This is a genomic window from Pantoea sp. B9002, assembly GCF_013385945.1.
Taxonomy (GTDB): domain Bacteria; phylum Pseudomonadota; class Gammaproteobacteria; order Enterobacterales; family Enterobacteriaceae; genus Pantoea.
Map to the genome: position 1 here is coordinate 255,068 of NZ_JACAPA010000010.1, position 15,480 is coordinate 270,547.

At 56.3% G+C, this 15,480-nt stretch carries 16 protein-coding genes; 15 read left to right on the forward strand and 1 reads right to left on the reverse strand.

All coding sequences use genetic code 11. The features are described from left to right. Window positions 1-42: 42 nt before the first annotated feature. From HX773_RS08375 to hisP, 15 genes are all read left to right on the forward strand, one after another. Window positions 43-822, forward strand: coding sequence for a helix-turn-helix domain-containing protein (locus HX773_RS08375; RefSeq protein ID WP_176971170.1), 780 nt, complete (start codon window positions 43-45; stop codon window positions 820-822). A gap of 56 nt (window positions 823-878) precedes the next feature. Beyond that, window positions 879-2,003 carry a 4-phosphoerythronate dehydrogenase PdxB gene (pdxB, locus tag HX773_RS08380; protein ID WP_176971171.1) on the forward strand — a complete coding sequence of 375 codons (1,125 nt, stop codon included), beginning with the start codon at window positions 879-881 and terminating at the stop codon, window positions 2,001-2,003. A gap of 101 nt (window positions 2,004-2,104) precedes the next feature. Then, on the forward strand, window positions 2,105-3,115 hold the full coding sequence (locus tag HX773_RS08385) for an aspartate-semialdehyde dehydrogenase (protein WP_101763634.1): 1,011 nt from the start codon (window positions 2,105-2,107) through the stop codon (window positions 3,113-3,115). Next, window positions 3,115-3,921, forward strand: a complete 807-nt coding sequence (gene truA / locus HX773_RS08390; RefSeq protein WP_101763635.1) for a tRNA pseudouridine(38-40) synthase TruA — start codon at window positions 3,115-3,117, stop codon at window positions 3,919-3,921. Before HX773_RS08385 ends, truA begins: the two co-directional genes overlap by 1 nt. Before the next feature lie 36 nt (window positions 3,922-3,957). Next, window positions 3,958-4,611, forward strand: a complete 654-nt coding sequence (locus HX773_RS08395) for a DedA family protein (RefSeq protein WP_061717855.1) — start codon at window positions 3,958-3,960, stop codon at window positions 4,609-4,611. A 132-nt stretch (window positions 4,612-4,743) separates the two neighbouring features. Continuing rightward, window positions 4,744-5,652, forward strand: coding sequence for an acetyl-CoA carboxylase, carboxyltransferase subunit beta (accD, locus tag HX773_RS08400; RefSeq protein WP_008105205.1), 909 nt, complete (start codon window positions 4,744-4,746; stop codon window positions 5,650-5,652). 125 nt (window positions 5,653-5,777) lie between these two features. Beyond that, a complete protein-coding gene (folC, locus tag HX773_RS08405; protein ID WP_176971172.1) occupies window positions 5,778-7,043 on the forward strand; it encodes a bifunctional tetrahydrofolate synthase/dihydrofolate synthase in 1,266 nt (421 codons plus the stop codon). Next, the gene (gene dedD / locus HX773_RS08410) at window positions 7,033-7,782 is read left to right on the forward strand and encodes a cell division protein DedD (protein WP_176971173.1); all 750 of its coding nucleotides are present in this window, start codon (window positions 7,033-7,035) and stop codon (window positions 7,780-7,782) included. The genes folC and dedD overlap by 11 nt, the downstream gene beginning before the upstream one ends. 250 nt (window positions 7,783-8,032) lie before the next feature. Beyond that, on the forward strand, window positions 8,033-8,518 hold the full coding sequence (cvpA, locus tag HX773_RS08415; RefSeq protein WP_064739347.1) for a colicin V production protein: 486 nt from the start codon (window positions 8,033-8,035) through the stop codon (window positions 8,516-8,518). Between the two features lie 36 nt (window positions 8,519-8,554). Continuing rightward, window positions 8,555-10,072, forward strand: coding sequence for an amidophosphoribosyltransferase (gene purF / locus HX773_RS08420; RefSeq protein WP_101763639.1), 1,518 nt, complete (start codon window positions 8,555-8,557; stop codon window positions 10,070-10,072). A 116-nt stretch (window positions 10,073-10,188) separates the two neighbouring features. After that, entirely contained in the window at window positions 10,189-10,758 is a 570-nt protein-coding gene (locus HX773_RS08425) for a UbiX family flavin prenyltransferase (RefSeq protein ID WP_061717852.1), read from the forward strand. 278 nt (window positions 10,759-11,036) lie between these two features. After that, window positions 11,037-11,819 carry a lysine/arginine/ornithine ABC transporter substrate-binding protein ArgT gene (argT, locus tag HX773_RS08430; protein WP_176971174.1) on the forward strand — a complete coding sequence of 261 codons (783 nt, stop codon included), beginning with the start codon at window positions 11,037-11,039 and terminating at the stop codon, window positions 11,817-11,819. A gap of 194 nt (window positions 11,820-12,013) precedes the next feature. After that, complete coding sequence (locus HX773_RS08435) at window positions 12,014-12,700, forward strand: histidine ABC transporter permease HisQ (protein ID WP_176971175.1); 687 nt, start codon at window positions 12,014-12,016, stop codon at window positions 12,698-12,700. Then, window positions 12,697-13,413, forward strand: coding sequence for an ABC transporter permease (locus HX773_RS08440; protein ID WP_008105190.1), 717 nt, complete (start codon window positions 12,697-12,699; stop codon window positions 13,411-13,413). Before HX773_RS08435 ends, HX773_RS08440 begins: the two co-directional genes overlap by 4 nt. A gap of 8 nt (window positions 13,414-13,421) precedes the next feature. Further along, window positions 13,422-14,195 carry a histidine ABC transporter ATP-binding protein HisP gene (gene hisP / locus HX773_RS08445; protein ID WP_101763641.1) on the forward strand — a complete coding sequence of 258 codons (774 nt, stop codon included), beginning with the start codon at window positions 13,422-13,424 and terminating at the stop codon, window positions 14,193-14,195. 171 nt (window positions 14,196-14,366) lie between these two features. On the opposite strand, the gene HX773_RS08450 is transcribed toward hisP, so the two are convergent. Beyond that, window positions 14,367-15,314: a sugar-binding transcriptional regulator gene (locus HX773_RS08450; protein ID WP_176971176.1), complete on the reverse strand. Its 948-nt coding sequence runs from the start codon at window positions 15,312-15,314 to the stop codon at window positions 14,367-14,369. Window positions 15,315-15,480 lie beyond the last annotated feature (166 nt).

Sequence of the window (15,480 nt, forward strand, 5' to 3'; positions counted from 1 at the left end):
AGATAGTTAAAATCGGACAATATTCGTTAGTGACCGGACAGAATGAATCTACAAGTCGAATACCAGCCGCCGATTGATGCGCCCTTGCTGCGCTTCTTCATGCGTTACGACGAGGTCAACGCCAAAACCGAATACCTCACCCATGCGCATGATTGGGGTCAGGTGATTTTCGTCACCCGCCACGTGCTGGAGATGGAAGTGGAGGGCGAACGTCTGCTGACGCCCGCCGATATTCCGATCTGGATCCCGGCCGGGCATCGTCACAGCAGCTACAACCATAACGAAGCGCGTTTTCGCACCTTTAATCTCGCCGCCGATCTCTGCGCGGGCCTGCCGGATAAAGCCTGTTTATTGCATGTCGATGCCATCGGGCACGCCATCATGAATGATTTTGCCCGCCGTGAACTGGAGCAGCCGCAGACGCAAGCCGACTGGCGCATGTGTGAAGTATTGATCGATCGCCTGCGTCTGGCGCCGGTGCATAACAGCTATTTGCCGATGTCAGATGACAAATTCCTCGCGCCGATTCTGCGCGCGCTCGAAGCGCATCCCGGCGATAACACCACGCTGGCACAATGGGCGAAGCGCGTGTTCACCACCGAGCGTACGCTAGCGCGACGCTGTCAGCAGCAGTTGAATATGTCATTCAGCGAATGGCGGCAGCGTTTACGCTTTCTGCGCGCCATCGCGCTGCTGGAGCAGGGCTACAGCGTGCAGGGCATCGCTCACGAGTTGGGTTACAGCTCGGCGTCGGCGCTGATAGTGATGTTCCAGCAGCAGGCCGGTACCACGCCCGATCGCTATCGTAGTCGGTTAGGTTAATCCCCGGCTTTATGGCAAAATACGCGCCTTAAATTTTTGCAGACAGGACCGCCGCAGTGAAAATTCTCGTCGATGAAAATATGCCTTATGCCCGTGAACTGTTCAGCCGCACCGGCGATGTGCTCGCGGTGCCGGGCCGTCCGTTGCCGGAAGCTGAGCTGCAGGACGCCAGCGGATTGATGGTGCGTTCCGTCACCAAAGTGAATGCGGCGCTACTGGCCGGTACGCCGGTCAAGTTTGTCGGCACCGCGACCGCCGGCACCGATCATATTGATGATGCATCGCTGGCGGCGGCGGGCATCAGCTTCTCTGCGGCGCCTGGCTGTAACGCCATTGCGGTGGTGGAGTATGTGTTCTCCTCGCTGCTGCTGCTGGCGGAGCGCGATGGTTTTGCATTGCGCGATCGCACCGTGGGCATTGTTGGCGTGGGTAATGTTGGCGGCCGCCTGCAGAAGCGTCTGCAAGCCTGGGGCGTGAAAACGCTGCTGTGCGATCCACCGCGCGCCGATCGTGGCGATCAGGAAACCTTCCATTCGCTGGATGATCTGGTGGCGCAGGCCGATATCCTGACCTTCCACACGCCGCTGTTTAAAGATGGCCCGTATAAAAGCTGGCATCTGGCCGATGCGGCGCTGCTGATGGCGCTTAAACCCAATACCATTCTGATCAACGCCTGCCGCGGTGCGGTGGTGGATAACGCGGCGCTGCTGGAAGTGCTGAAGATGCGCCACGATCTCAGCGTGGTATTGGATGTGTGGGAGCCGGAGCCGGATTTGTCGCTCGATCTGCTGGATAAAGTGGATATCGCCACCGCGCATATCGCTGGCTACACGCTGGAAGGTAAAGCGCGCGGTACCACGCAAGTGTTTGAAGCCTGGTGCGACTTTATCGGCCAGCCGCAGCAGGTGGCGTTGGAAAGCCTGCTGCCGGCACCTGAATTCGGTTCTATCACCCTGCGCGGTAAGCTCGATCAGCCAACGCTAAAACGCTTAGTGCATCTGGTGTATGATGTGCGCCGCGACGATGCGCCACTGCGTAAAGTGGCGGCAAAGCCAGGCGAGTTTGATCGCCTGCGCAAGCAATATGAAGAGCGTCGTGAATGGTCATCGCTGCAGGTGCATTGCGATGATGCGGAGACGGCGGCGATGCTGAATCAACTTGGCTTCCGCGCCAGTTTGTAAAGAAATTTCAATCACCTGCAATATTGCGGGGGATAATTCCTAAATCTCGGGCGATGTTTTCATCGCCTTCTGTTTTTGTGTCAATCTCTGGAGTAACCAACATGTCTGACGGCTGGAATATCGCGCTTTTGGGCGCAACAGGCGCAGTAGGGAACGCTGTACTGGAACTGCTGGCTGAACGCCAGTTCCCGGTTGGTGAGTTGTATTTGCTGGCGAGTGAAAACGGTGCCGGTGAGAACAAACGTTTTGAGGGACGTACCGTGCTGGTGCAGGACGTGGCCGAATTTGACTGGACGCAAGTGCAGCTGGCGTTCTTCACTGCGGGTCGTGAAGCTTCGGCGCGCTATGCCGAAGAAGCCGCCAGCCAGGGTTGTCTGGTGATCGATAGCAGCGATCTGTTCGCGCTCGAACCGGACGTGCCGCTGGTGGTGCCGGATGTGAATCCACAGGTGCTGGCGGATTACCGCAATCGCAACATCATTACCGTTGCCGACAGCCTGGTGAGCCAGCTGCTGTGCTCAATCAAACCGCTGGTGGATCTGGCCGGTCTGAGCCGTTTGCAGGTCACCAACCTGATTGCGGCATCAAGCCATGGTAAAGCGGCGGTGGATGGTTTGGCCGGTGAAAGTGCGCGTTTGCTGAACGGCGTGCCGGCGGAAACGCACTATTTTGGCCGCCAGTTGGCGTTCAACATTTTGCCGCTGCTGGCTGACAGCAATGGCAGCGTCGAGAGCGAACGTCGCGTGGTTGAGCAGGTGCGTAAAGTGCTGCAGGACGAAGGTTTACCGATCGCGGTAAGCAGCGTGCAGGCGCCGGTGTTCTACGGCAATGCGCAGATCGTGCACGTGGAGAATCTGCGTCCGCTTTCCGCTGAAGAAGCGCGCGATGAACTGGGCCGCTCCGGTGATATCAACCTGACTGAAGAGAGCGATTACCCCACGCAGGTGGGCGATGCTTCCGGCAGCGACGTGCTGAGCATTGGCTGCGTGCGCAATGATTACGGCATTCCAGAGCTGCTGCAGTTCTGGTCTGTGGCAGACAACATCCGCTTCGGCGGTGCACTGATGGCGGTAAAAACTGCTGAGAAACTGGTGCAGGAGTATTTCTATTAATGTTGCCTGAAGGGAAGACGCTTAAGCTGGCGTTGGGTATTGAATACGATGGCAGCCGTTATTACGGCTGGCAGCGGCAAAATGAAGTGCGCAGCGTGCAGGAAAAGCTGGAAAAGGCGCTGTCGAAGGTGGCGGATCATCCGGTGGTGGTGTTCTGCGCGGGCCGCACTGATGCTGGCGTGCACGGCACCGGACAAGTGGTGCATTTCGAAACCACCTCGCCGCGTGCTGACGCGGCCTGGACGTTAGGCGTGAACGCCAATCTGCCGGATGACATCGCGGTGCGTTGGGTGAAAGCGGTGCCGGACGAGTTCCATGCGCGTTTTAGCGCCACGGCGCGCCGCTATCGCTACGTGATTTACAACCATCGGCTGCGTCCGGCGATTCTGGGCAATGGCATCACCCATTATTACCATCCGCTGGATGCGGAGAAGATGCAGCGCGCCGGTCAGGCGCTGATTGGTGAGAATGACTTCACCTCGTTCCGCGCGGTGCAGTGCCAGTCACGCACGCCGTGGCGCAACGTGATGCACCTCAATGTCACGCGTCATGGGCCGTATGTGGTGGTGGATATCAAAGCCAATGCTTTTGTGCATCACATGGTGCGTAACATTGTCGGCAGCCTGATGGAAATCGGCACCGGCAATCAGCCGGAAGAGTGGATGGCGACGCTGCTCGCGGCCAAAGATCGTAAGCTGGCGGCGGCGACCGCCAAAGCCGAGGGGCTTTATCTGGTGGCGGTGGATTATCCATCCCACTTTGCATTACCTCAGCCTGCGTTGGGACCGTTGTTCCTCGCGGATTAACCGTTAATTGTTGGGTGTTAGGGGAGTTGTGGTTATATGGATTTCATCCACTTTTTAGTCGATTTTATTCTGCATATTGATGTGCATTTGGCCGAGCTGGTGGCGCAGTACGGCATCTGGATTTACGCCATTCTGTTCCTGATTCTGTTCTGTGAAACGGGTTTGGTGGTCACGCCGTTCCTGCCAGGCGATTCCCTGCTGTTTGTTGCCGGTGCGCTGGCGGCGTTGCCGGGTAACGATCTCAACGTGCACCTGATGGTAACGCTGTTGGTGATCGCCGCCATCCTTGGTGATGCGGTGAACTACACTATTGGGCGTCTGTTCGGTGAGAAGTTGTTCAGTAACCCGAACTCGAAAATTTTCCGTCGCAGTTACCTGGATAAAACCCACGCGTTCTACGATCGCCACGGCGGCAAAACCATTATACTTGCGCGCTTTGTACCAATCGTGCGAACCTTTGCCCCCTTTGTGGCGGGGATGGGACACATGTCTTATCGCCACTTCGCGCTCTACAATGTGACGGGCGCACTGCTGTGGGTGCTGCTGTTCTCTTACGCCGGTTACCTGTTTGGCGACCTGCCGATTGTGCAGGAGAACCTGAAGCTGCTGATCGTCGGCATCATCGTGGTTTCGATACTGCCAGGCGTAATTGAAGTGTGGCGTCATCGCCGCCAGCAGAAGTCACAGTAAGCTCGTTACCAGATTTTTATCCACAGCGTGAACGGGTTGTGGTTTAATGAGCGACATTTACGGCCTGCTGAAGGTGATTTCAGCAGCAATGAGAAGACTGGACCAGGTCAGCATTAAATAGAAAGGTCATCAATGAGCTGGATTGAACGCATACTGAATAAAAGCACTGCCACGCCAACGCGCAAAGCCAGCATCCCGGAAGGGGTGTGGACCAAGTGCGATAGCTGTGGACAGGTGCTGTACCGCGCCGAGCTGGAGCGTAACCTCGAGGTCTGCCCGAAGTGCGACCATCACATGCGCATGCACGCCCGTGAGCGTCTGCATAGCATGCTGGATGAAGGTTCGCTGGTTGAGCTGGGCAGCGAGCTGGAACCGAAGGATTTGCTGAAGTTCCGCGACTCGAAGAAGTATAAAGACCGTTTGGTCGCCGCACAGAAAGACACCGGTGAGAAAGATGCGCTGGTGGCGATGAAAGGCACGCTGCACGGCATGCCAATTGTTGCTGTGGCCTTTGAGTTCTCCTTTATGGGCGGCTCAATGGGTTCAGTGGTTGGCGCGCGCTTTGTGCGTGGCGTTGAGCAGGCGTTGGAAGACAACTGCCCACTGATCTGCTTCTCCGCGTCAGGCGGTGCACGTATGCAGGAAGCGCTGCAGTCGCTGATGCAGATGGCCAAAACCAGTGCGGCACTGGCGAAAATGCAGGAGCGCGGCTTGCCGTACATCTCCGTGCTGACCGACCCAACCATGGGCGGCGTATCAGCCAGCTTCGCGATGTTGGGCGATCTCAACGTGGCGGAACCGAAAGCGCTGATCGGCTTTGCCGGTCCACGCGTTATCGAGCAGACCGTGCGTGAAAAACTGCCGCCGGGCTTCCAGCGCAGTGAGTTCCTGATCGAGAAAGGCGCGATCGACATGATCATCCGTCGTCCGGAAATGCGCTTTAAGCTGGCGAGCCTGCTGGCGAAAATGATGAACCTGCCAGCGCCGCAGCTGGATGGTGATCAGCCAAATGTGGCTGAGCCGGAGAGCAACGAAGCCTGACAGGCAACGGAAAGGCGCATAACGTTCCTTTCCTCCAATGCACCGTCTACATTGAATACTTAAGGTTGCATCCAACGTGGTCCGCGACCTTAAGTTATTCGATGTATTGATTTTGAACGGGACACATGGACAAATCTCTTCCTCAAGCCACGTCGCCTTTGGCCACGTGGCTTCATTATCTTGAGCATCTGCACTCGCAGGCCATTGAACTGGGTCTGGATCGTATTCAACGCGTCGCCGCACGCCTCGACCTGCTCAAACCCGCTCCTTTTGTCTTCACCGTCGCCGGTACCAACGGCAAAGGCACCACCTGCCGCACGCTGGAAACGCTGTTGATGGCCTCGGGCTATCGCGTGGGCGTTTACAGCTCGCCACATCTGGTGCGTTACACCGAACGTGTGCGTGTGCAGGGCGCTGAACTGGATGAAGCGCAGCACAGCGCCAGTTTTGCGGCGATTGAAGCCGGGCGCGGTGACATTTCACTGACCTACTTTGAGTTCGGCACCTTGTCGGCCTTCAATCTGTTCCGCGCGGCGAATCTCGACGTGGTGATCCTTGAAGTCGGCCTGGGCGGACGTCTTGATGCCACCAATATAGTCGACGCCGATGTGGCGGTGATCACCAGCATCGCGCTCGATCACACCGATTGGCTGGGTCCGGATCGTGAAAGTATCGGCCGGGAAAAAGCTGGCGTGTTCCGCGCAGGTAAACCAGCAATTGTCGGTGAAGCCGATATGCCGGGCACCATCGCCGACGTCGCGGCGGAGAAGGGCGCCGTGCTGCTGCAGCGCAATCGTGACTGGCAGTGGCAGCAAACCGGTGCCAGCTGGACGTTGCAGGATGCGCACGGCGAGCTGCGCGATTTACCGCTGCCGCAGGTGCCGTTACCCAATGCCGCAACCGCGCTTACCGCGCTGCGTGCGTCGGGTTTAACGGTGAGCGAAGCGATTATTCGTCAGCATCTGCCGCTGGCGATTCTGCCGGGGCGTTTCCAGACCGTCAGTGAAGCGCCGCGCGTCATTCTCGATGTGGCGCACAATCCGCATGCCGCTTATTATCTGGCTTCGCGTCTGGCAGAAGAGCCGCACAGCGGTGAAGTGCATGCGGTGGTTGGCATGCTGCACGACAAAGATATCGCGGGCACGCTGGCGGCGCTGGCACCACAGGTTGATCGTTGGTACTGCGCGCCGCTCGACGGTCCGCGCGGTGCCTCCGCCGATGAGCTGCTGGCTCATCTGGATGGCGGTGTGGCTTACAGCAACGTTGATGCAGCCTGGCAAGCGGCGCGTCAGCAGGCGCGTCCCGAAGATGTGATTCTGGTGTGTGGCTCTTTCCACACCGTAGCGCAGGTTATGGAATCGATGGCAGCGGAGAACGGCAGTGGCAAGTAAGTTCCAAAATCGCTTAGTCGGTACGGTCATTCTGGTGGCGATTGGTGTCATCGTATTGCCCGGCCTGCTGGACGGTAAGAAGAAGCACTATAAAGAAGAGTTCGCCGCCATTCCGCTGGTGCCAAAACCGGACGATCAGCAGGATAGCGAAATGGTGCCGCCGGTGACGCAACCTTTACCGGCGCAGCCGCCGGAAGGTGCGGGCGCGGCACAGAATCAGAACGGTGGTAAAACCGCCACCAACGGCAGCGCGCAGCCCACGCAGAATAGCGAGCCAAGCGTGGTGACGCCGCCGCCGGTGCATCAGCAAGTGCAGCCGAAACCTGTGGAACAGCCGAAGCCAAAACCGGTCGAGCAGCCGAAACCGAAGCCGGTTGAACAGCCGAAGCCAAAACCGGTGGAGCAACCGAAGCCGAAGCCTGTCGAGCAGCCGAAACCGGTAGAACAGCCGAAACCGGTGGAAACGCCGAAGCAGAGCGAACCCGCAGCGCCAGCCGGTCAGGCATTTGTGGTGCAGCTCGGTGCGCTGAAGAACGCGGCGAAAGTGAGCGAGATTGTGGCGCAATTGCGTCTCTCGGGTTATCGCGCCTTCACCGTGCCGTCTACGCCGGTGCAGGGACAAATCACCCGCATTTATGTCGGTCCGGATGCCAATAAAGCGAAGCTGCAAGGCTCGCTAAGTGAGTTGCAAAGCATCTCCGGCCTCGGTGGCGTGGTGAAACCGTATAGCGCGCGATAAAGCGCTGATAAGCCGCGCCGATAGCAGAAAAAGGCGCGGCTTTACAAAATTTTTGTAGCGAAGCGCGGCAAGAAAATCATTGAATATCAGTGGATTAAATCATTGATAACACACAGGGCGAGGAAAGTTTTTTTCATCGCCTTTTTTGCGGAAACAGAACCGGAAAACCCTACGCAAACGTTTTCTTTTTCTGTTAGAATGCGCCCCGAACTGGATGCAGGGGTGCGATAGCACTGGGCTGGAAGAGTTCATGATCTGGATTGATTACGTCATTATTGCGGTAGTTGGTTTTTCGGCTCTGGTCAGCCTGATTCGCGGGTTTGTCCGGGAAGCCTTATCTCTCGTTACCTGGGGATGCGCGTTTTTTGTCGCCAGTCATTATTACGCCTACCTTGCAGTCTGGTTTACAGGTTTTGACGACGAACTGGTTCGCAACGGCATCGCTATCGCGGTGTTGTTCGTTGCCACCCTGATTGTGGGTGCCATCGTGAACTATGTGATCGGCTCGCTGGTTGAGAAAACCGGCTTGTCGGGAACCGACAGGGTGTTGGGGGTCTGTTTCGGGGCGTTGCGTGGCGTGCTGATCGTGTCTGCTATGCTGTTCTTTCTCGATACATTCACCGGCTTTTCCAAAAGCCCGGACTGGCAACAGTCGCAACTCATTCCCCAGTTCAGTTACATCATCAGGTGGTTTTTCGATTACCTGAAAAGCACGTCGAGTTTTTTACCCCGGTGACACCATCGGGAGTGCGGCTAATGAGGAAATGACAATATGTGCGGTATTGTTGGTATCACCGGTTTCATGCCAGTAAACCAGTCAATCTATGACGCGTTAACGGTGCTTCAGCACCGCGGGCAGGATGCCGCCGGCATTTGTACCATCGATGCTATTAACTGCTTCCGTTTGCGTAAAGCCAACGGCCTGGTCAGCGATGTGTTCGAAGCGCGCCATATGCAGCGTCTGCAGGGCAACATCGGGATTGGTCATGTGCGCTACCCAACGGCAGGCAGCTCCAGCGCCTCTGAAGCGCAGCCTTTCTACGTGAACTCTCCTTACGGCATCACGTTGGCGCATAACGGCAACCTGACCAACGCCCACGAACTGCGTAAACAGCTGTTCGAAACGGGTCGCCGTCACGTTAATACCACCTCAGATTCCGAAATCCTGCTGAATATCTTCGCGCAGGAGCTGGACCGTTTTCAGCACTATCCGCTGGAAGCTGACAACATTTTTGCTGCGGTGGCGGCTGTGCATCAGCAGGTGCGCGGCGCTTACGCAGTGGTTTCAATGATTATCGGACACGGGATGGTCGCCTTCCGCGATCCAAACGGTATTCGTCCGCTGGTGCTGGGCAAGCGCGTGATCGCCGATGGCCGCACCGAATACATGGTGGCGTCAGAGAGCGTCGCGCTGGATACGCTGGGCTTCGAGTTCATTCGTGACGTAGCGCCTGGCGAAGCGGTGTACATCACCGAGCAAGGCCAGCTCTCTACGCGTCAATGCGCCGAGAACCCGAAAACCAATCCGTGCCTGTTCGAATACGTCTACTTCGCGCGTCCGGACTCGTTCCTCGACAAAATCTCGGTGTACAGCGCACGCGTGCGGATGGGCACCAAGTTGGGTAACAAAATTGCCCGCGAGTGGGAAGATCTGGATATCGATGTGGTGATTCCGATTCCGGAAACCTCAACCGATATCGCGCTGGAGATCGCACGCATCCTCGACAAGCCATATCGTCAAGGCTTCGTGAAGAACCGCTACGTTGGCCGTACCTTTATCATGCCGGGCCAGCAGCAGCGCCGCAGCGCCGTTCGCCGTAAGCTGAATGCCAACCGTGCTGAGTTCCGTGATAAGAATGTGTTGCTGGTGGATGACTCCATCGTACGCGGCACCACGTCTGAGCAAATCATTGAGATGGCACGTGAAGCAGGCGCGAAAAAAGTGTATCTCGCCTCGGCAGCACCGGAAATCCGTTTCCCGAACGTCTACGGCATTGATATGCCGAGCGCTACCGAACTGATTGCGCATGGCCGTGAAGTTAACGAGATCTGCCAGCTGATTAAAGCGGATGCATTGATTTTCCAGGATCTCAACGACCTGATTGAAGCAGTGCGTGAAGAGAACCCGGATATCGCCAACTTTGAGTGCTCGGTTTTTAACGGCATCTACGTCACCAAAGACGTCGATCAACAGTATCTTGAGTATCTGCAGTCGCTGCGTAATGACGATTCCAAAGCCATCGCGCGTCAGACAGAAGTGGAAGGTCTGGAGCTGCACAACGAAGGCTAAGCCAGCGGTTGTGGCAGATTAAAAGCAGGGCGGGCGCAATCCCGCCCTGTTTGTTTTTGTATTTTTGTTCAGCGAGCCGCTATCATTGCCGCAATCTGAACCTGCAAGGCTGAATTATGAAACGACTGATCATTGGTATTTCCGGCGCCAGCGGCGCGATCTACGGCGTGCGCATGTTGCAAGTGCTGCAACCGCTGGCGGAGGTGGAAACCCATTTGGTGATCAGCCCCGCCGCGCGGCAAACGCTGGCGCTGGAGACCGATTTCAGCCTGCGCGAGGTGCAAGCGATGGCCGATGTGGTGCATGACGTGCGCGACATCGCCGCCAGCATCTCATCCGGATCCTACAAAACGCTCGGCATGGCGATCGCGCCGTGTTCAATGAAAACGCTGTCGGGGATCGTGCACAGCTACAGCGATAGCCTGCTGACCCGCGCCGCCGATGTGGTGCTGAAAGAGCAGCGCAAGCTGGTGCTGTGCGTGCGCGAAACGCCGCTGCATTTGGGACATCTGCGCATGATGACCACCGCCGCGGAATTGGGTGCGCTGATCATGCCGCCGGTGCCGGCGTTCTATCATCGTCCGCAATCGATCGGCGATTTAGTCGATCAAACGGTAAATCGCGTGCTCGATCAGTTTGATATTGAGCTGCCAGAAGATCTTTTCACTCGCTGGAGTGGCGCATAATGGTGCATTAATGCACTGCTCGTGTGCAAATTCGCGTGTGCGATCACTCTTCGTGCATCTTGTGCACCAAAAGTTAACAATGTCGCTTTTTCTTCCTCACACCACTGTTATATTTCCCTCACAAACTAAGTGCTTGCGCCGCTCACGGGCGCAGTATTTAGCGCGCTTGCGCAGCGTTTAGCCAATTCGCACAACTGGCATGAAACGTGCACATCTTACAGCGCAAACCAACACATCACGCACCACATAACAATAAGCACTTCACTTGAGGGTTACCTATGAAAAAGCGAGTTCTGGCTCTTTCTCTGATGCTGACAATGGTAAGTAGCGCGAGCGTCTTCGCCGCTGTGCCGCAGTCGCTGCGCATCGGAACTGACCCGACTTATCCGCCATTCGAATCCAAGAACGCGCAAGGTCAGCTGGTTGGCTTTGATATCGATCTGGCGAACGAAATTTGTAAGCGTATCAAGACTAAATGTACTTATGTGGAAAGTGATTTCGATGCGCTGATCCCGTCGCTGAAAGCGAAGAAGATCGACGCCATCATCTCTTCTCTGTCAATTACCGAAAAGCGTCAGGAAGAGATTAACTTTTCTGAAAAACTGTACGCGGCGAACGCGCGCTTAGTGGCACCTAAAGGTTCTACGCTGCAACCGACCATTGAATCGCTGAAAGGCAAAAACATCGGTCTGCTGCAGGGCACTACCCAGGAAACCTATGCAAAAGAGTACTGGCAGCCAAAAGGTGTCACCGTTACGCCTTACGCTAACCAGGATCTGGTGTATCAGGATCTGAATGCCGGTCGTATTGATGCCGCGTTCCAGGACGAAGTACAGGCGAGCGAAGGTTTCCTGAAACAGCCTGTTGGCGCTAAATATGCGTTTGCCGGCCCAGCGGTTAAAGATGAAAAAGTCTTTGGCGTCGGTACCGGTATGGGCTTGCGTAAAGATGATGCCGATCTGAAGGCCGCGATCGATAAAGCTTTTGTTGAGATGCGTAAAGACGGCACTTACGACAAGATTGCTAAGAAGTACTTTGATTTCAACGTGTACGGCGATTAATTATCCTGTTTCCTAATCCTGGTCTGTGAAATGCAGGAAGGTTGCACATAAGTATTCACTCCGGGCGCTTACATATGTAAACTGCCCGGCTTCATACGCTTGCCGCCATCCATCCTGCGATTCAAATTTCCTGGTTAGGACTGTCCGCCAGTTGGGCAGCGTTTGTAACTTACCCTCACGACAGGATTGAACCCATGTTGTATGGCTATTCCGAAGTAATCCTCAAGGGCACCCTTGTGACGCTGGAGCTGGCGCTCAGTTCCGTGTTGCTGGCGGTGGTGCTCGGCTTAATTGGCGCTGGCGCCAAACTTTCCCGCAGTCGCCCGCTGGCGATGCTGTTTGAAGGCTACACCACCTTAATCCGCGGTGTGCCCGATTTGGTGTTGATGCTGCTGATCTTCTACGGTCTGCAGATCGCCTTGAATATGCTCACCGATGCGCTGGGACTGGCGCAGTTTGATATCGACCCGATGGTCGCCGGTATCATCACGCTCGGCTTTATCTACGGCGCTTACTTCACCGAAACCTTCCGTGGCGCGTTCCTCGCGGTGCCAAAAGGGCAGATCGAAGCCGCAACTGCCTTCGGTTTCACCGGCTCGCAAACCTTCCGTCGCATTCTGTTCCCGGCCATGATGCGCTTTGCGCTGCCGGGCATCGGCAACAACTGGCAGGTTATTCTCAAAGCCACGGCGCTGGTTTCGCTGCTGGGGCTGGAAGATGTGGTGAAAGCCACGCAGCTGGCAGGGAAAAGTACCTGGCAGCCGTTCTACTTCGCCATTGTGGCGGGTGTGATTTATCTGGTGTTTACCACGCTGTCGAATGGCGTGCTGTGGTGGCTTGAACGTCGCTACACGGTGGGTGTGAAAAGGGCAGAGCTATGATTGAGATTATTCAGGAGTATTGGAAACAGCTGCTCTGGACCGATGGTTACCGTTTTACCGGCATCGCGATTACGCTGTGGTTATTGATCATCTCGGTGGTGATCGGCGGTTCGCTCGCGGTGCTGCTGGCGATTGCGCGCGTCTCCTCTAACCGCTTTATCTCCACGCCGGTTTGGCTGTTCACCTATGTGTTTCGCGGCACGCCGCTGTATGTGCAGCTGCTGGTGTTCTACTCCGGCATGTACACGCTGGAAGTGGTGAAGGGCACCGAGCTGCTGAACGCCTTCTTCCGCAGTGGACTGAACTGTACGCTGCTGGCATTCACGCTGAATACCTGCGCCTATACCACCGAAATCTTTGCCGGTGCGATTCGTTCGGTGCCGCACGGTGAAATCGAAGCGGCGCGCGCCTATGGCTTCTCGCCGTTCAAATTGTATCGCTGCATTATTCTGCCTTCGGCACTGCGCACCGCGCTGCCGGCGTACAGCAATGAAGTGATCCTGATGCTGCACTCCACCGCGCTGGCGTTTACCGCGACGGTGCCGGATCTGTTAAAAATCGCGCGCGATATCAACTCGGCCACCTATCAGCCGTTTACCGCGTTTGGCATCGCTGCGGTGCTGTATCTGATTATCTCTTACGGGCTGATTAGCTTGTTCCGCAAAGCTGAACAACGCTTCCTGGCGCACGTAAAACCTTCTTCATCGCATTGAGTATCACTATGGCTGACAATAAATTAAGCGTTACCGAACTGCACAAACGTTACGGTGAACATGAAGTTCTGAAAGGCGTATCGCTGCAGGCGAATGCCGGCGATGTGATCAGCATTATTGGCTCGTCCGGTTCCGGGAAAAGTACCTTCTTACGCTGCATTAACTTCCTCGAGAAACCGAGCGAAGGCACCATTGCGGTCAACAACCAGCAAATCAATCTGGTGCGCGACACTGATGGTCAACTGAAAGTCGCTAATAAAGAGCAGCTGCGTATGCTGCGTACACGCCTGACGATGGTGTTTCAGCACTTCAACCTGTGGAGCCACATGACGGTGCTGGACAACGTCACCGAAGCGCCGATTCAGGTGCTGGGGCTGAGCAAGGCGGAAGCGCGCGAGCGGGCGATCAAGTATCTGGATAAAGTCGGCATTGATGCACGTGCGCGTGCCAAATATCCGGTGCATCTCTCCGGTGGTCAGCAGCAGCGCGTGTCGATTGCGCGGGCGTTGGCGATGGAGCCCGAAGTGTTACTGTTTGACGAACCCACTTCTGCGCTCGATCCGGAACTGGTCGGCGAAGTGCTGCGCATCATGCAGAAACTGGCGGAAGAGGGCAAAACCATGGTGGTGGTGACGCACGAGATGGAGTTTGCTCGTCACGTCTCTAATCATGTGATCTTCCTGCATCAGGGCAAAATCGAAGAGCAGGGCACGCCAGATGAGCTGTTCGGTAATCCGAAAAGCCCACGTTTGCAGCAGTTTTTGAAGGGATCGTTGAAGTAGATTTTGTGCCCGCTGTCCCCCATCCCGGCCAGTGCTCGCTGTCCCCCTCCTCGGTCCTCCCCCAAAATTGGGGGAGGAAGATGCTGCTATATGTGGGTGTTGAAGTGGCATTTGGCAGCGTCTCCTTCCCCCGCGGGCGGGGGAAGGCCGGGATGGGGGACAGCGAACCCTCTACCCCCGCAACAACTTCAGCGCCGTATCCTCATCGGTCACCAGACCTGACACCCAGCCGCCCTGCAGCGCCGCGCGGATCGCCGGATATTTTCGCTCGCTGCCGGCAAAGCCAATAATCTGGCGTTGCGTCTGGCTCTCCAGCAACACGCTGGTGAGCAGTTCATCGGTTTCACCCCACACACGTTCACCTTGCTGATTAAAAAAGTGCCCAAGCATTTCGCCCACCACTCCGCGCGCGTTGAGCGCAGCCACTTGCGCATCGGTGATAAAGCCTTCGGCATGCAGCGGGCAGCCGGGCTGCACTTCACCAATGCCGACGAAGGCCACATCCGCCTGCAAGGCGCGTAACGTCACGCGCTGATAAACCTGATGCTGAATCCACATCGCTTTATCTTCGGGCGTATCGGCATACAGCGGCGCAGGAATGAAGAAATACTTGCCCTGCATCTTCTCCGCCATCTTCAGCGGCACGTCGTAGCGCGTCCCCGAATCGTCCCGCGCAATCGCGCCAATCATCGAAACGCACTGATGCTGCGGTCGTTCCACCCAGGGAAGCGCATCAATCATCGAGCGCAGCGTCTTACCGGAACCAATGCCAAATACCTGCGGTTGCTCCTCGCTGATGTATTGCGCCATCACCGCCGCGCCTTCTACCGCCAACATTTGCTGAATGGCGTCATCATCCAGATTGGCGGATGGCACCACGCGACACAGTTGCAGGCCAAACTTCTCCTGAACGTCGCGCGCCAGATGCAAACAATGGGTAACCGGATGATCAATTTTTACGCTCACCATACCCATTTCACGCGCGCTGGAAACCAAACGCTGCGCCACCTGACGTGACAATCCTAACGCGCGCGCAATCTCCTGTTGCGTCACGCCCGCCACGTAATACATCCAGGCCGCACGTGCTGCCAGTTCTTGTTTTTTCTCTTCTCTGCTCATCGCGCTGTTCCGTCAAAACCGGTGCGCCATGTTAACGCGAGATGCAGGTTAAGTGTTAATTGAGCAAAAGCCCTAAAAAAGAGCAAAAGTATTAATTGTGATTGAACTCGCAGAACAGAGCTGCTCGCTCGCACTATGCTACGCCTCATCGGGCAAATGCCCTTAA